At 71.2% G+C, this 15,720-nt stretch carries 12 protein-coding genes, 2 tRNA genes and 1 riboswitch; of the genes, 5 read left to right on the plus strand and 9 right to left on the minus strand.

Features of this window, described 5'->3' with window-relative positions:
* Positions 1-38: 38 nt before the first annotated feature.
* From lhgO to OG798_RS26455, 3 genes are all read left to right on the plus strand, one after another.
* Entirely contained in the window at positions 39-1,244 is a 1,206-nt protein-coding gene (gene lhgO / locus OG798_RS26445; protein WP_413253559.1) for an L-2-hydroxyglutarate oxidase, read from the plus strand.
* A 395-nt stretch (positions 1,245-1,639) separates the two neighbouring features.
* A complete protein-coding gene (gene trmB / locus OG798_RS26450) occupies positions 1,640-2,479 on the plus strand; it encodes a tRNA (guanosine(46)-N7)-methyltransferase TrmB (protein ID WP_121415692.1) in 840 nt (279 codons plus the stop codon).
* A gap of 67 nt (positions 2,480-2,546) precedes the next feature.
* Positions 2,547-3,944 (plus strand): PrsW family intramembrane metalloprotease, encoded by a 1,398-nt coding sequence (locus OG798_RS26455; RefSeq protein WP_097225454.1) that lies wholly within the window; start codon positions 2,547-2,549, stop codon positions 3,942-3,944.
* Positions 3,945-3,947: 3 nt separating this feature from the next.
* Here the strand turns inward: OG798_RS26455 and OG798_RS26460 are convergent, their stop codons facing one another.
* The 6 genes from OG798_RS26460 to OG798_RS26485 all read right to left on the minus strand — a co-directional run bounded on the left by OG798_RS26460 (position 3,948) and on the right by OG798_RS26485 (position 9,348).
* Complete coding sequence (locus tag OG798_RS26460; RefSeq protein WP_095853852.1) at positions 3,948-4,892, minus strand: aldo/keto reductase; 945 nt, start codon at positions 4,890-4,892, stop codon at positions 3,948-3,950.
* 58 nt (positions 4,893-4,950) lie between these two features.
* Positions 4,951-5,988 carry a M23 family metallopeptidase gene (locus OG798_RS26465; RefSeq protein WP_095853851.1) on the minus strand — a complete coding sequence of 346 codons (1,038 nt, stop codon included), beginning with the start codon at positions 5,986-5,988 and terminating at the stop codon, positions 4,951-4,953.
* Positions 5,989-5,999: 11 nt separating this feature from the next.
* A riboswitch (cyclic di-AMP (ydaO/yuaA leader) is annotated at positions 6,000-6,157 on the minus strand.
* 255 nt (positions 6,158-6,412) lie between these two features.
* Positions 6,413-7,540 (minus strand): PP2C family protein-serine/threonine phosphatase, encoded by a 1,128-nt coding sequence (locus tag OG798_RS26470; RefSeq protein WP_413253654.1) that lies wholly within the window; start codon positions 7,538-7,540, stop codon positions 6,413-6,415.
* Between the two features lie 176 nt (positions 7,541-7,716).
* Entirely contained in the window at positions 7,717-7,908 is a 192-nt protein-coding gene (locus OG798_RS26475) for a hypothetical protein (protein WP_097225452.1), read from the minus strand.
* Between the two features lie 150 nt (positions 7,909-8,058).
* Positions 8,059-8,132: transfer RNA gene (locus OG798_RS26480), tRNA-Met, on the minus strand.
* Positions 8,133-8,205: 73 nt separating this feature from the next.
* Complete coding sequence (locus tag OG798_RS26485) at positions 8,206-9,348, minus strand: dihydrofolate reductase family protein (RefSeq protein WP_097225451.1); 1,143 nt, start codon at positions 9,346-9,348, stop codon at positions 8,206-8,208.
* A 72-nt stretch (positions 9,349-9,420) separates the two neighbouring features.
* Here OG798_RS26485 and OG798_RS26490 point away from each other — a divergent pair, with 72 nt between their 5' ends.
* Both OG798_RS26490 and OG798_RS26495 read left to right on the plus strand, forming a co-directional pair.
* Positions 9,421-9,924 (plus strand): MarR family winged helix-turn-helix transcriptional regulator, encoded by a 504-nt coding sequence (locus OG798_RS26490; RefSeq protein WP_095853848.1) that lies wholly within the window; start codon positions 9,421-9,423, stop codon positions 9,922-9,924.
* A 206-nt stretch (positions 9,925-10,130) separates the two neighbouring features.
* On the plus strand, positions 10,131-10,757 hold the full coding sequence (locus OG798_RS26495; protein ID WP_328757761.1) for a GTP cyclohydrolase II: 627 nt from the start codon (positions 10,131-10,133) through the stop codon (positions 10,755-10,757).
* Between the two features lie 72 nt (positions 10,758-10,829).
* Here the strand turns inward: OG798_RS26495 and OG798_RS26500 are convergent.
* From OG798_RS26500 to OG798_RS26510, 3 genes are all read right to left on the minus strand, one after another.
* Positions 10,830-10,902 (minus strand) — tRNA-Lys (locus OG798_RS26500).
* Between the two features lie 109 nt (positions 10,903-11,011).
* The gene (locus OG798_RS26505; RefSeq protein WP_097225450.1) at positions 11,012-12,547 is read right to left on the minus strand and encodes an amino acid permease; all 1,536 of its coding nucleotides are present in this window, start codon (positions 12,545-12,547) and stop codon (positions 11,012-11,014) included.
* A 58-nt stretch (positions 12,548-12,605) separates the two neighbouring features.
* On the minus strand, positions 12,606-15,692 hold the full coding sequence (locus OG798_RS26510) for an FG-GAP repeat domain-containing protein (RefSeq protein ID WP_328757762.1): 3,087 nt from the start codon (positions 15,690-15,692) through the stop codon (positions 12,606-12,608).
* Positions 15,693-15,720 lie beyond the last annotated feature (28 nt).

Raw genomic sequence — 15,720 nt, forward strand, 5'->3', positions numbered from 1 at the left:
GTGGCGCAGTGCACTCTTGAAGCCGGGAGGTGGAACAGGTGCGGGTCGCTTACGACTGCGATGTGCTGGTGATCGGCGGCGGGATCGTCGGCCTGGCGACGGCCTATGCGATCACGCGCGCCGCGCCGGGCACGCGGGTGACGGTGCTGGAGAAGGAGCAGGGCCCCGCCCGACATCAGACGGGGCGCAACAGCGGTGTGATCCACAGCGGGATCTACTACCGGCCCGGCTCGCTGAAGGCGCGGTACGCCGTGCGGGGCGCCGCCGAGATGGTGAAGTTCTGCGCGGAGTACGACATCGCGCACGCCGTCACCGGAAAGCTGATCGTCGCCACGGAGAAGGCCGAGCTGCCCCGTCTGCACGGGCTCGTGCAGCGCGGCCGGGAAAACGGGATTCCGGTGCGGGAGCTGGGCCCCGCCCAGATAGCGGAGTACGAGCCGCAGGTGCGCGGGCTCGCCGCGATCCACGTCGGCACGACGGGAGTGTGCGACTTCGTCGCCGTGGCCCGGCAGCTCGCCGAGTCCTCCGGGGCGGAGATCCGGTACGGGGCGCAGGTCGTCCGCATCGACCGTCGGCCCGCGCTCGGTGTCGCCGTCGGCACGGAGGACGGGGCGGTCGTGCGGGGACGGGTGCTGGTCAACTGCGCCGGGCTGCACTGCGACGAGATCGCGCGCCTGGCCGGGGACGAGCCCGGCATGCGGATCATCCCCTTCCGCGGCGAGTACTACTCCCTGGCGCGTCCCGAGCTGGTCCACGGCCTGGTCTACCCGGTCCCCGACCCCGCCTTCCCCTTCCTCGGCGTGCACCTCACCCGGGGGATCGACGGAGATGTCCACATCGGGCCCAATGCGGTGCCCGCGCTCGCCCGGGAGGGGTACGGGTGGGGGGTCGTCCGGCCCCGTGAGGTGGGCGCGGCCGTGGCGTGGCCCGGTTCCTGGCGGATGGCGCGGCGGCACTGGCGGTACGGGGCGGGGGAGCTGCGGCGGTCGGTGTCCAAGGCGGCGTTCACCGGGGCCGTGCGGCGGCTGCTGCCGGCGGTGACGCCGGACGACCTGGTCCCGGCCTCGGCGGGTGTCCGGGCCCAGGCCGTCCTGAGGGACGGCACCCTGGTGGACGACTTCCTCATCGAGGAGGGTCCGCGGACCGTGCACGTCCTGAACGCGCCGTCTCCCGCCGCCACGGCGTCGCTCCCGATCGGGCGCGAGGTTGCGCGGCGGGCACTGGGGGTGCTGGCGGGGACGTGACGGGGTGACCGCCCTGAGTCCCTCGCCCCCGCCGCCCCTACCCAACCCATCCCCAGGGACTCCGCCCCCTCGACCCCCGCAGGGCTCCGCCCCTGACCCCGCATCGGCCTGAACGGCCTCGTCCTCAAACGCCGGACAGGCTGAAAGATGCGCGCCAGCGCCCTCAAGGGGCGCGGGGAACTGCGCGCCCAGCCCCCACCGGCCCCGCAGCCAAACGAACCGGCCGGGCGAGGAATGCGGGGCGCAGCCCCCGCCTCAGGGGCGCGGGGAACTGCGCGACCAGCCCCCACCGGCCGTCAGCCGAACGAACTCGGGCGGGCGTGGGATGCGGGGCGAAGCCCCCGCCCGCGGCGGCGGGAGAGTGGTCTCGGGGGCGCCGTAAAATCGTCCTCACTGTGTCTGACTCCATTGACTCCCCCGAAGAGCCCCGGTCCAGCTCCGTCGCCGGAGGTGAGCCCCATCGGCCTGTCCGGGCCAAGGGGGAGCCCCGGTTCCCCGACGGGCCGAAGGCCGACCCCGCCGGATCGCACTTCGAGCGGCGGATCCGGAGTTTCCAGCCGCGGCGCAGCCGGGTCACCACGGGCCAGGCGGACGCGTTGCAGCGGCTGTGGCCCAAGTGGGGGCTCGACATCGACGGGCAGCGGGTGATCGATCTCGCGGAGTTGTTCGGGGGCGAGCGGCCCGTCGTGCTGGAGATCGGGTTCGGGATGGGCGAGGCCACCGCGCGGATGGCGGCGGAGGACCCGGAGACGGGGATCCTCGCCGTCGACGTGCACACGCCGGGGCAGGGCAACCTGCTCAATCTCGCGGACCAGCGCGGACTCACCAACATCCGCGTCGGCAACGGTGACGCGATCATTCTGCTCAGGGAGATGCTCACGCCGGATTCCCTGAGCGGGCTGCGCGTGTACTTTCCCGATCCCTGGCCCAAGAAGCGGCACCACAAGCGGCGGTTGATCCAGCCGGAGTTCCTCAGCCTCGTCGCGACCCGCCTCAGGCCCGGCGCCCTCGTGCACTGCGCGACCGACTGGGAGCCGTACGCCGAGCAGATGCTGGAAGTGCTGAGCGCGCACCCGGACTTCGAGAACACCCGGCCGGACGGCGGTTACGCGCCTCGTCCGGACTTCCGGCCGCTGACCCGTTTCGAGGGTCAGGGACTGGAGAAGGGTCATGTGGTGAACGACCTCCTGTTCCGGCGCGTACAGCACCGAGACCAGGACACATCCGGCGACTGAAGACCCGCGGACGCACACCACCAGGCGCCGTCGCGGGCAGCGCCCCTCCCTCGTTAGGGTCAATGCCGTGGCCACCTTTCCCCCGTACCCGACGTATCCCGGCGGTCCCACCGGTGGGCCGGCCGACGGTGCACTGCGGCACGCGCACTGGTGGCAGCGGAAGTGGGTGCGCTACGGCGCGCTGATCACCCTGCTCGCGCTCTCCGGCCTCGTCATCCTGGCCCTGGTCCGCCAACAGACCGGCACCGAGGGCTTCCTGGTCGGGCTCGGCCTCGCCGTGCTGCCCGTGCCGCTCCTCGTCGCCGCGTTCCGCTGGCTGGACCGGGTGGAGCCCGGCCCCTGGCGCAATCTGCTCTTCGCCTTCGCGTGGGGCGCCTGCGCGGCGGCGCTGATAGCGATCGTCGCCAACAGTTTCGCGACCAGATGGATAGCGACCGCCACCGCCGACCCGTCCAGCGCCGACACCCTCGGCGCGACCGTCATCGCGCCGATCGTGGAGGAGTCCGCGAAGGCCGCCGCCGTGCTCCTGGTCTTCCTCTTCCGCCGCCGGGACTTCACGGGGATCGTCGACGGGGTCGTCATAGCCGGAGTCACCGCGACCGGCTTCGCCTTCACCGAGAACATCCTCTATCTCGGCACCGCCTTCGGCACGGACCAGCTCAACGGCGACCGCGGCCTGGCCTCCGTCACCGCCGCGACCTTCTTCGTCCGCGTCGTGATGTCGCCCTTCGCGCACCCCCTGTTCACGGTGCTCACCGGCATCGGCTTCGGCATCGCGGCGCTGTCCGCCGAGCGCCAGCATGTGCGCCGCGTCCTGCTGCCCCTGACCGGACTGCTGCTCGCGATGGGCATGCACTCCATGTGGAACGGCTCGTCTAACTTCGGGGAGTACGGCTTCTACGCGGTGTACGGGGCGTTCATGGTGCCCGCGTTCGGTCTGCTCACCTTCCTCGTCATCTGGACCCGGCAGCGGGAGCTGAAGACCGTACGGACCGAACTTCCGGCGTATGCGGCGGCCGGTTGGCTCACCCCGCCCGAGCCGTACGTGCTCGGCTCGATGCGGGCGCGGCGGCTGGCCCGCGAGTACGCCGCCCACCACTTCGGCAGGGCGGCGGCGCGCTCGGTCGCCCAGTACGAGGCGTACGCGACCTCGCTGGCGTTTCTGCGGCACCGGGGGCGCAGTGGCCGCGCCAACGCCGACTTCGTCGTACGGGAGCGGGAGTTGCTGCACGAGCTGTGGCGCCGCCGGGAGATCGCCCGCCCCTCCCTCGCGTACGCGGCCCACACGTCGGCCCCGGCCGTACCGGTGCCGCCGCAGCTACCGCCGCCGTGGCCCGGGTACGGCTACGCGCCGGTGCCCGGCCAGGCGAACCCCGCCGGCGCGCCCCCGTACCCCGCCGGCGCGACGACCCCGTATCCCGCCCCGGCGACGCCGTACCCCGCGTACAACCCCTACCAGTCTTAGCTCTCAGGCGGACGCTTCCGTCAGCCTGGCCACCTCCGCGTCCGTCAGGGTCAGGTCGGCGACCGCCAGCAGGGCCGGCAGCTGCTCGACCGTCCGTGCGGAGGCGATGGGCGCCGCGACCGTCGGCCGGGCGGCGAGCCAGGCGAGGGCGACCGTGGCGACCTCGGCGTCATGGGCCACGGCGACCTCGTCGAGGGCGGCCAGGACGCGGATGCCGCGCTCGGTGTCGAGGTGCTTGCCCGCGCCCGCGGCCCGCGCGGACTCGACCGTCGTACCCGGGCGGTACTTGCCGGTGAGGAAGCCGGACGCGAGCGCGAAGTAGGGGACGGCGGCCAGGCCGGTCCGGGAGGCGACCTCCTGGAGCGGGCCCTCGTAGGTGTCGCGCGAGACGAGGTTGTAGTGCGGCTGGAGGGCGACGTAGCGCGCGAGACCCTCGCGGTCGGAGAACTCCACGGACTCCGCGAGCCGCTCGGCGGAGATGTTGGAGGCGGCGATCTCCCGGACCTTGCCGGCCCGGACCAGTTCGTCCAGCGCGCCGATGATCTCCTCGACCGGCACCGAGGTGTCGTCGAAGTGGGTGTAGTAGAGGTCGATGTAGTCCGTTCCGAGGCGGCGCAGCGAGGCGTCGGCGGCGGCCCTGATGTTCGCCGGGGACAGGCCCTTGTACTCGGGGTGGGTACTGACCTTGGTGGCGAGGACGACATCGGAGCGGTTGCCGCGCGCGGCGAACCACTTGCCGATGACCGTCTCCGACTCACCGCCCTTGTGGCCGGGGACCCACGCGGAGTAGCCGTCGGCGGTGTCGACGAAGTTGCCGCCCCCGGCCGTGTAGGCGTCGAGCACGGCGAAGGACTGCGCCTCGTCGGCGGTCCAGCCGAAGACGTTGCCGCCGAGGGAGAGCGGGAAGACCTCGAGGTCGGAGGAGCCGAGCTTGCGAAGGGAAGTCATGCCTTATTTCAACAGGCGTACCGGATTGCCGTATTCCGCACACGGCCCCTGGGAACGATCAGGGGTTGATGCCCTTGCTCTGCAGCCACGCCATCGGGTCGATCGCGCTGCCGCCGCCCGGGTGAACCTCCAGGTGCAGATGCGGCCCGGTCACGTTGCCGGTCGCGCCCACGCGCCCGATGACGTCGCCGGTGGCCACCTTCTGCCCCACGCTGACGCTGATGGACGACTGGTGGCAGAACCACAGCTCCGTGCCGTCGTCGAGGGTGAGGATGGTGCGGTAGCCGTACGAGCCGGCCCAGCCCGCCTCCGTGATCGTGCCGCTGTGGACGGCCTTGATCAGCGTGCCGGTGGGGGCCGCGAAGTCGAGGCCGGTGTGATAGCCGGAGGACCACATGGAACCGGCGTCACCGAAGCGGGAGGTCAGGGTGTACGAGGAGGTCGGCAGCGAGTAGCTCTTGGCGAGCTCGGCGAGGCGCGCGGCCTCGGCCTTCTGCTTGGCGTCCTCGTCCGCCTTCTTCTTCGCGGCGGCGACCTTGGCCTCGGCGTCGTCCTTCTGCTGGGCGGCCAGCGCGACCGCCTTCTTCGCGGCGGCGGCCTCGGCGGCGTCCTGGGCCGCCTTGTCGATCTGGTCCTGCTGCGACTCGGCCTGCTGGATGATGCGGGCGCGCAGCGCCTCGCCCGCGTCCGTGTTGCCCTGCGCGGCGTCGGCGCTGGTCACACCGGCGCTGGTGAGCGGGGTGGCGGAGCCCTTCGGCGTGCTGGGACCGCCGTCGGATATCAGTGCCTTGGCCGATTCGGTGACCGAGGAGAGGTCGGGCAGCGAGATGGAGACCGGCGGCTTGCCGGGCGCCGCGGTGGCCATGCCGCCCGCGCCGACGGCGGCGATGACGCCGACACCGAGGACCGTGGAGCTGCGGGCGAGTCCCCCGCCGCGCTGCTTGGAGACGCGGTGCCGGCCGCGGAGGGGACGGATGGAATCCTCGGTGGGGTTCCACTCCTCCCAGGGGCCCTCGTCCTTGCCGTAGGCGTAGCCAAAAGTCTGGGTGTCGTTCGGCGGGAACGAAGTGGGCTGGGCGGGCCGGTTGGACGCCACGTGGGCGTGCTCCTTTCCTTCCTTCTCGCCTACCGGGTTAGCTGACGGGTTCGGAGCAGGAAGGTCTCCTACGCGCGTCAACCCACGGTGTCTCCACCGTGAAAGACGCTCGATTCACCCCAAGTTGGTGGTTCCCCGGTTCCCTCGCGGGATTCGGCGCGTGCGCACGGAGCCGACTCTTGTGACGGCTGGGACGACCGCGCTGCGTTATCGAACGTTAATAGACGCGGGTACCGGATTCCAAGCTGTTCGTACTGATCATTAACGACTTTCGGCCAGGACTTACCGCCCACGACCGGCGGAATTCGGGCGAGTTGGCCGCGCTTCCCTACTTGGCGGTTATTTGACGGTGCGTCAGTCGTTATGCGGAGGGGCATCGACCGATCACCCCTCGTGACATCGATCAAGAAAGCCCCTTCCGTGGCTACGGCCGCCGTACGGCGAGCAGGGCCATGTCGTCCGTCAGGGCGCCACCCGTGTGCCGCCGGACCTCCTCCACGAGCGTGGCCAGCAGGGCGTCGGGGCCGGGGAAGGTCCGTCCGGCCAGGCGCGCGGCCGGATCGTAGAAGCGCCCCTGCGCGTCGCGGGCCTCGGACAGTCCGTCCGTGTGGAAGAGGAGCGTGGCCCCGTGCGGGAACTCCGTCTCCTCGGCACGGTCCGGCCAGCTGCCCAACTCGCCCATGCCGAGCGGCAGTGCGGGGTTCGCGGCGGCGAGCGTGACCAGTGTTCCGTCCGCGTGCAGGAGCAGCGGTGGCGGGTGGCCTCGGTTGACGATCCTTACGAGGCCGCCCTCGTGCGTGATCTCCGCGAGGACGGCGGTGGTGAACCCCTCGAAGGCGTCGACGCCCCCGCGCCGGGTGCCCTCGCGGGCCAGCGCCCGCTCCAGCCGCTGCGCGACCGCCTCCGGCGTGGCCTCCTGCTCGGCCGCCTCCCGGAACGCCCCGATGAGCACCGCGACGGCGGCCACCGCGTCCATGCCCTTCCCTCGTACGTCGCCCACCGCCAGCCGTACGCCGTGCGGGGAGTCCTGCACCGCGTACAGGTCGCCGCCGATGAACGCGCCCGCCTGCGCGGCCTCGTAGCGCGCCGCGACGTCGAGGCCGCCGATCCGCTGGTCGGGTTCCGGCAGGACGGCACGCTGGACCGCCTCGGCGATCTGGTGGGCCGAGGCGAGTCGTTCGTCGGTGCGGCGGACGAGGATGTTGATGAGCACGGCCAGCACGCCGACGGTCGCCACGGTGGCGACCTCCGTGAGCGCGTCCACCTTGAAGACGATGCCGAGCCGGATGTGGGTCGTGAGCACCGCGACGAGCGCCGCGACGCCGGTGAGCACGGTGCCGCGCAGCGAGAAGAGCGGGGCGGCCACGAGCGGCGCGGCCGTGAAGAGGGGGCCCGCGGTGAAGGCCATCGGGGTGAAGTAGTCGTAGAACGCGCCGACCAGGATGAGCAGCGCGGGCAGCACCCGGACGAGGCTGCGCGCGCAGGAGATCCGGCACCGGTCCGCGTCGGCCGGGCGGGGCTCCGACTCGTCCCCGAGTCCGGGATCGGGCACGGGGTCCTCGGGCAACCGCCCACCGGACCGGTCGTACGGCTCGTCACACGACTCCTCGCCCGGCTCGCCGTACGGCTCCTCGGCCCACCGCGCGCCTCCTTGCTGCTGCCCCACCCGTCCAGGCTTCCCGGGACGGGGGCGGGGGGCGAGCGGTGAGGGGCCGACCGGGGGACACGTCAGTCCGAGGCCGACCACCGGACGCCGCCCGCTCCGCCGCGCCCGTGGTGGTGCCCGGCCGGGGCGACAACGGTCCCGCCGTCCGGCACGAAGTCATGACCGCCGTGACAGGCCCCGAGGAACAGCGCGCACACGGCGAGCAGCAGCGCGAGCGCCGGCGCGCGCCGGACCAGCCACCGATGACAACTCATAGTGAGCGGAAGACTACAGAAAGTCGGGTCGGCAGGGAAAATCGGGGCGGGACGGCAATCGGGAAATCCGGCGGCAAGAAAACCGGGACGGTGAACGGGAAAAAACCAAGGGCCGGAACTCGTTTCCGAGTTCCGGCCCTTGGCCTTCAGTAGCGGGGACAGGATTTGAACCTGCGACCTCTGGGTTATGAGCCCAGCGAGCTACCGAGCTGCTCCACCCCGCGTCGTTGAAATTAGTGTACGCCATCCGCGGGGCCCGATTCACCAGGCTTTTCGCGGACGACCGCGGGGCCGCCCCTAGCCGGCCGCGAGAAGGTGACGATTGGGCGCCACGGCCCGCTCCTCGAACTCCGGCAGTACGACGACGTCCGCCCCCGCGGCCACGAGCAGACCGTTCCCGTCGGCCTCCGTCACGAACGTGTCGGGCTCGCGCCACGCGGTGACCACCCGCCGTACCCCCGCGTCGAGGATCAGCCGCGCACAGGGCGCGGGCCGGGACGCCCGCCGCGCACACGGCTCCAGGCTGCTGTACACGGTGGCGGAGCGCAGCCGCGGATCCGCGGGATCGATCTTCGCGAGCGCCGCCTCCTCGGCGTGCACGACGGGGTCGTCGCCCTCCCGCGAGTGCCCGCGCGCCAGCTCGGTGCCGTCGGCCGCCACCACCACCGCCCCCACGCTGAACGCCGTCTCCGAGGGCGGGCACAGCGCCGCCAGCTCACAGGCGACGCCCAGCCAGTGCCGGTCCGCGGCGGAGGCGAGGGCGCCTTCCCCGGGTGCGGTGGGGACGTAGCGGACGAGGACGACGTCCCCGACCGGTCGCGTCTCCACCAGCCGCATCCGGCCCGGCGGATATCCCCCGGGCCCGAACAGCCGTGGCGCGTCCGGCTCCCCCACGAAGAGCGGCGCGACGGCGAGCTGCAACTCGTCCGCCAGCCCCTGTGTCATCAGCTGGGTGTGCACGCGCCCCCCGCCCTCGACCATGAGCCGCCGCACCCCGCGGACGTCGTGGAGGTGTTCGAGCAGGACGCGCCAGTCCAGCTCGGCGCCGGTCGGGACCACGTCGACGTCCAGTCCGCGCAGGGCGTCGGTGGCGCGCTCGGCGCCCTTGTCCGTCGTATAGACGACCTTCTCGCCGCCCGTGTGCCAGAACTGGGCGTCCGGGTCGAGGTCGCCGGAACCGCTGACGGTGACCTTGAGCGGGTACTCCGGGCGCCCGGCGGCGACCCGCGCCGCCCGCCGCTCGGCGGAGTTGACCAGCAGTCGGGGATTGTCCGCGCGGATGGTGCCGGCGCCGATCAGGATCGCGTCGCTGGACGCCCGTACCTCGTCGACCCGGTCGAAGTCGGCCGGGCCCGAGAGCAGCAGGCGTTCGGGGCCGGTGTCGTCCAGGAAGCCGTCGAGGGAGACGGCGGCGGACAACAGGACATAGGGGTGGGGCATGGGGCGCACTCTCCAGCTCCGAGCGCAGGGCTCCTAGTGGTTCAAGTTTTAAACAATACCTAGACTGGCGGCATGACGACCCGCTGGCTCTCCCCCGCCGAGCAGCGCGCCTGGCGCGCGTACATCGGCGCCGCCTCGCTCCTGGAGGACACGATCGACCGGCAGCTCCAGGCCGAGACCGGCATGCCCCACCTTTACTACTCCATCCTGGCCATGCTGTCCGAGGCGCCGGACCGGCGGCTGCGGATGACCGACCTCGCCGAGATCCTGAAGATCACCCGCAGTCGGCTGACGTACGGCGTGACCCGGCTGGCGAACGACGGTCTGGTGCGCCGAGAAGGCTGCCACAGCGACAAGCGCACCCAGGTCGCGGTCCTCACGGACGAGGGGATGGCCGTTCTGGAGCGGGCGGCGCCGGGTCACGCGGAGCAGGTCATGACGGCGGTCTTCGACCGGCTGACCCCCGAGCAGGTGGGGCAGCTGGAGGAGATCTGCGGGGCCATCACCCGCGGCATCCAGGGGGAGAATCCCGGGGCCTGCGGGGAAGATCTGCCGTGGCGACGGCGTTCTTCGTGAGTCGGCGACGGCGTTCCTCGTAGTCGGCAACGGCGTTCGTCGTGACCCGTACGACAGCACTCTTAGTGAGCCGTACGACACAGAATCGAGCAAAGTCGTTGCTTGAACTTTAAAGCACCGTGTACTGTCTGTCTCCGAGGCAGTGCTTCAAAACTGAAGCACCACCGGCACAACTCGCACCACACCCGCTGGACCGGAGAGACAACATGCGCGAATTCCCCACCGCCACGGTGCGCACCCGCGTCACTGTGCCCCTGCGCTTCGGCGACGGCTACTCGGTCGACGCGCAGTTGGTCACCTTCCACGGCCTCGTCGACGACAAGGAGCACCTCGCCGTCGTGCTCGGCACGCCCGGCGCGACCCCGCTGGTGCGGCTCCACTCCGAATGCCTGACGGGTGACGTCTTCGGCTCGGCCCGCTGCGACTGCGGCCCGCAGCTGCGCGAGGCGGTGGAGCAGATCGCGGAGCGCGGCGGAGTGCTCCTGTACCTCCGTCAGGAGGGCCGCGGCATCGGCCTCTACAACAAGCTCGACGCGTACGCCCTCCAGGACCAGGGCCTCGACACGTACGCCGCCAACGCCGCCCTCGGCCTGCCCGAGGACGGCCGCGACTACGCCGCGGCGGCCCAGATGCTCCAGGCCCTCGGCATCGACGACCTGGACCTGCTCTCCAACAACCCGGACAAGGCCGAGCAGCTGCGCGACCTCGGCGTCACGGTCTCCCACCGCGTCCCGACGGGCGTCTTCACCACCGCCCACAACGTGCGCTACCTGCGCGCCAAGGTCCTCCAGACCCAGCACACGCTCCCCCTGCCGGAGCTCACGGCGGGCTGAGCCCTCGGGCCCCACGCTCCCCAAGCACACCGAAGCCCCAGGTCAGATTCCCTCTGACCTGGGGCTTTTCGGTAGACCCTGTGGGACTCGAACCCACAACCAATGGATTAAAAGTCCACTGCTCTGCCAATTGAGCTAAGGGTCCACACGCCGGCCCGTATCGATCCCGTGCCGATGCATCCCCGAGCATAGCCGGACGTGGCCGGGACTCCGATCGGGTATCCGCGTCCCGGCCACGCCAACAGCGAACAGCCCTATGGATCAACCGGTTCGGGCGCGTCCTTGCGCGCCGTCACGCGGGCGACCGTGCGGGCGTGGTCGGGGTTGAGGAACCAGTGGCGGGCCGACACCAGCCACCAGGTCGCGGCGAAGCCGAGGACGACGAGGACCGCGACCGGGGCGTAGTTGAAGGTCTCCCAGGTGACCGGCGAGACCTGCGGCAGCATGAACAGCACCGTGATCACGACGACCCAGGCGACCGAGACGACGCCGATCGCGCGCGACCAGCGGCCCAGGTGCCACGGCCCCCGCTCGAACGCCTCCCCCTTGCGCAGCCGCAGCAGCGTCGGGATGACGTACGCGATGTAGAGCCCGATCACGGCGATCGACGTCACGGCCGCGTACGCCGTCACATTGATCAGGTACGGCAGCCCCAGCACGAGCGCGCCCAGTGCCGCCAGCCACACCGCCGCGACCGGCGTGCGGGTGCGCGGGCTCACGGTGTGCCAGACCCGCGAGAACGGCAGCGCCCCGTCGCGCGAAAACGCGTAGATCATGCGGCTGTTGGCGGTGACGGACGCCATCCCGCAGAAGAGCTGCGCGCCGATCACGACCAGGAGCAGGAGTTTGCCCGCCGTCGCCCCCAGCGCGTCGAGCAGGATCTGCGCCGGCGGCGCGCCCGTCGCCGAGCCCAGCTCCTTGTCGTACGACTGGATGGCGAAGGTGAAGCCCAGCAGCAGGACGAATCCGGCGATCCACGAGGTCCAGATCGACTGCACGATGCCCTTCGGGCCCGCCGTCGACGCGTCGTGCGTCTCCTCGGTCATATGGGCGGAGGCGTCGTACCCGGTGAAGGTGTACTGCGCCATCAGCAGGCCGACGAGGACGACGTACACACCGCTGCCCCAGCCGGTGTTGTTCACGAAGTGCGTGAACACGAAGGACGCCGACTGATGGTGGTCCGGCACGAAGGCCAGCGCGCCCACGATCACCCCGACGCCCAGCACGTGCCACCACACGCTGATGTCGTTGAGGAGGGCGACGATCCGGACCCCGAAGGTGTTCAGCAGCCCGTGCAGGACGAGGATCCCGGCGAAGAGCAGGATCGTGCGGCCCGGCGTGATCGTGAAGTCGAACTGCAGGTTCAGGTACGCGCCCAGGAAGGACGCCGCACCGAAGTCGATCCCGGCGGTCACCGCGACCTGCCCGAGGACGTTGAACCACCCCGTGAACCAGGCCCAGGCGGCGGCCGACCTCGCGGGCGCCAGCCGGTGGGCCCAGAAGTACAGCCCCGCCGAGGTCGGATAGGCCGAACAGATCTCGGCCATCGACAGCCCGACGAACAGCGTCATCAGTCCGACCGCGACCCACCCCCAAGTGATCACGGCGGGGCCGCCGGTGTTCATGCCGAACAGATACAGCGTCAGACACCCCGAAAGAACCGAGATGATCGTGAACGAGACCGCGTAGTTGGAGAACGCCGACATGCGGCGGGCGAGAACCTGCGTATAGCCGAGCTGGGCAAGCCGTTCTTCGTCGGACAGCCCACTCGCCTTGGCGTCATCTGTCATGCCCCCAGCGATTCCCTCGCCGGGGGATCGACATGCACCGATCAAGACGTCGGGTTGGCTAGAAAAGGCCCCTGTAGCCCTGACAGCCGCTCCCGATCTTCACCCGCGCCGCGAACGACCCCTTGCCGGTGCCGTTCTGACGGTACAGATTGCCCGCGGTGTCCCGCGCGACCAGATCCGCCTTGCCGTCACCCGTGATGTCCCCGGCGCCGACGACGACGTTGTACGACCCGCCCCAGCCCGCGAACACCTTCGCCCGCGCGCCGAACGACCCCTTGCCGGTGCCGTAGTAGCGGTACAGGGTGTTGGTCTTGTCCTGGGCGAGCAGGTCACCGATACCGTCGCCGTTCAGGTCACCGACGCCGACGACCTTCTTGTACGCCTTCCAGTTGGCGTACAGCTTCACGCGCGCGGACAGCTTGCCCGTGCTCGTGCCCTTGTAGAGGTACACCGTGCCGGTCGCGGCGTTGCGGGCGATCAGATCCGGGCGGCCGTCGCCGCTGATGTCGCCGGGCGAGGTCAGGACGTCGTACTGGTTCCAGCCGCTGGTGCCGAGCGAGGTGTACGCCGTCGACGGCTTCAGCGTGCCGTAGCAGTCCGGCTTGTACGCGCGCAGTGCCCCGCTGGTCAGCCGGACCAGGACGTCGTTGCAGCGGTCGCCGCTCAGGTCGCCGAACGGCACCACCTTGTTGGTCGTCGTCCAGCCGCTGCTGGTGCCGAGGTTCACGGAGAACGTGCCCTTGCCCGAGCCCTGCCGGAAGCCCAGCGTGCCCGAGGAGCTGAGGGTGACCAGGTCGCCGATGAAGTCGCCGCCGCCGATGTAGTCGTGGGTGGCCGGAGCGGCACCGGACAGCGCGACCGTGCCGCTCGTGGCGACCGGGGCGCCGACCCCGTCGGCCGGAGTGACCGACAGCGTCCAGTCGTACCGCCCGTTCGTCAGGAACGCCCCCTTGGCGTCCGTCCCGAACCAGCCGACCTTCACCTCGCCGCGTGTCGCACCGCCGTCCCGCGTGTCCACGACCTTGCCGGTGACGCGGCTGCGCACGGTCAGCCGCCAGCCCGCGGCCGGTTTCGACAGCAGCAGGGTGGTCAGCGTGGACGGCGTCGTGTCGATCTCTCGCGCGACGAGGGTGGACGCCGAATCGACCGGGGCCAGCAGGCGCAGCGGCTGCTGGATCACGCCGGTCGGCACGAGGTGCACACGCTCCTGACCGTCGACGTAGGCCACGTTCCCGGTCGACTCGTCGACCGTCCAGCGCACCTCGCGCTGGGAGATTCCGGTGTCGGGCAGTGCGCCGATCACGCGGCTCACCGGTGTGCCGTCCGCGACGGTCGTGAGGACCAGTTGCCCGGCCTGTCTGTCGTGCGTGACGACGAATCCGTCGCCGAGTTCCGCCTCGCCGGCCGGGACGGGCACGGACCTCTTCGCCGTACGGTCGTAGACGCCGGCCGTGCCTTCGGCGCAACTCCAGTACAGCCAACGGCCGTTGGCCCGCAGTTCGGTGGGTGCGCAGCCGGCGTCGATGGTGAGGGTCTCGGTGGTCTTCTTCGTGGTGAGGTTGTACGCCGTGACGGTGCCGGGAGTGGTGCCCGGGGTCCACAGGGTGTCGCCGGAGAGGGCGGCGGCGCCGGGCGTGCGGGTGAGCGCCGGGGTGCCGTAGTTGCCGATCTTGTAGACGGTCTGCGCGGTGTCCGTCGTGTGGATCAGGTACTGGCCGGACACGTCGGTGATCCGGCCGCCGGCGGGGACACTGCGCTCCCAGAAGGTGTACGGGGCCGGCCCGTTGACGCGAATGCCGTCGCTGGTCGCGGTGTCCTTCGTCAGCCAGGCGGCGCGACCGTCGGCCGTGCCGTGGAGCTGGGAGCAGCCGACCTCCGTCGCCGGGCAGGTGCCGAGGTTCAGTGCGGTGCCGTCGAACGACGAGCGTGCGCCGAACTCGGGGGTGCCGGTCACGGCGACGGTCCGTACGTAGTCGTCGCGGTATCCGCCCGGGCCTCCGGTGTCGGCGACGAGCAGCCGCCCCTGTTCCAGAGACAGTCCCTGGATCTTGACCGGCGGCTTGGGCAGCGCCTTGACCTGGGTGACGACCGGACTGCCGTCCGGGCCCGGCTTGATGCGCTGGACGCCCCAGTCGTCGGCGGTGGTGCGGCCGATCAGGACGGCGGTGCCGTCGGAGACGGCGGAGAAGTAGGCACCCGACGAGGGCATCAGGGTGACCGTGGGTCCGCCCGTTATGGGTTGGGCGGTCACCACCGTACTGCCGCCAGAGCGGCGGACCAGCCAGTCGCCGACCACGGCGAGGTCCTGCACGGGGTTCACGCCGCTGCCCGACAGCGGGACCTCGGTCGGGGCCGCCGACAGATCGGAGCGGGAGAACACCTGCACGGCGGTCTGGCCGGTGTTGAACAGGACCACGTGCTCGGCGGTGACCTGAGCCCTGAGGTAGACCTTGGAGCGCAGCGGAGTCCAGTCCCGCACCTGCCCCGTGTGCCGGTCGACCATGAGCGACAGGTAATGCCCGTCCTTCGAGCCCTGGAACAGCAGCCCGTCGGCGTCCCCGCCCACGGGCGCCCCGAGGTTCACTCCCGCGGGCACTCCGCTGACCGGCACGTCACGCGTGGTGCCGTCGGCCTCCGGGAGCAACAGGTGCATCTCCCGCCAGGTCAGGCCCTTCTCGTCCGTCACGCCTCGGTAGGCGACCGCCAGGTCGCTGAACACGGTGAGCAGCCCCAGGCCCGAGGGCACATGGAGGGTGCGGGTGGTCCCGTCGACCGCGTTCCACAGGTCGACCCGGTCTCCCGGGTAGCGGTACGCGAGGACATCGCCGCCGGTCCCCCAGACGCCCATGTTTTCCGTCGGCCGCGTCACGGGCACGGACGTCCCGTCCGCGTACCGCGTCCAGACCAGCCCGGACCCCTCCAGCGTGTGGAAGACGCCCTGCTGCCCCGCGCCGTCGTGGCCGCTGGGCGACGACCCGCTGTAGAGCTCGGCGGCGGGGTAGGTGGAGCGCAGTGTCGCCGGCACCACCGTCTCCCGCGGCGCGTCCGCGACCGCCGTCGGCGACGGCAGCAACGGGCTCAGGCCGGCCGCCAGCACCGCGGAGGCGGCGACGAGACGCAGGCGCACGAAGGCATGACGAGTCAAGAAGACCCTCCCCGAAGAACGAGACGGG

Source organism: Streptomyces sp. NBC_00271 (assembly GCF_036178845.1).
In the GTDB taxonomy this organism is placed as follows: Bacteria; Actinomycetota; Actinomycetes; order Streptomycetales; family Streptomycetaceae; genus Streptomyces.

Excerpts from the sequence above, each read along its gene's own strand:
- OG798_RS26460 (WP_095853852.1), bottom strand. The coding sequence starts at position 4,892 with ATGACTTCCCTTCGCAAGCTCGGCTCCTCCGACCTCGAGGTCTTCCCG.
- OG798_RS26475 (WP_097225452.1), bottom strand. The coding sequence starts at position 7,908 with ATGAGTTGTCATCGGTGGCTGGTCCGGCGCGCGCCGGCGCTCGCGCTG.
- OG798_RS26485 (WP_097225451.1), bottom strand. The coding sequence starts at position 9,348 with ATGCCCCACCCCTATGTCCTGTTGTCCGCCGCCGTCTCCCTCGACGGC.
- OG798_RS26490 (WP_095853848.1), top strand. The coding sequence starts at position 9,421 with ATGACGACCCGCTGGCTCTCCCCCGCCGAGCAGCGCGCCTGGCGCGCG.
- OG798_RS26495 (WP_328757761.1), top strand. The coding sequence starts at position 10,131 with ATGCGCGAATTCCCCACCGCCACGGTGCGCACCCGCGTCACTGTGCCC.
- OG798_RS26505 (WP_097225450.1), bottom strand. The coding sequence starts at position 12,547 with ATGACAGATGACGCCAAGGCGAGTGGGCTGTCCGACGAAGAACGGCTT.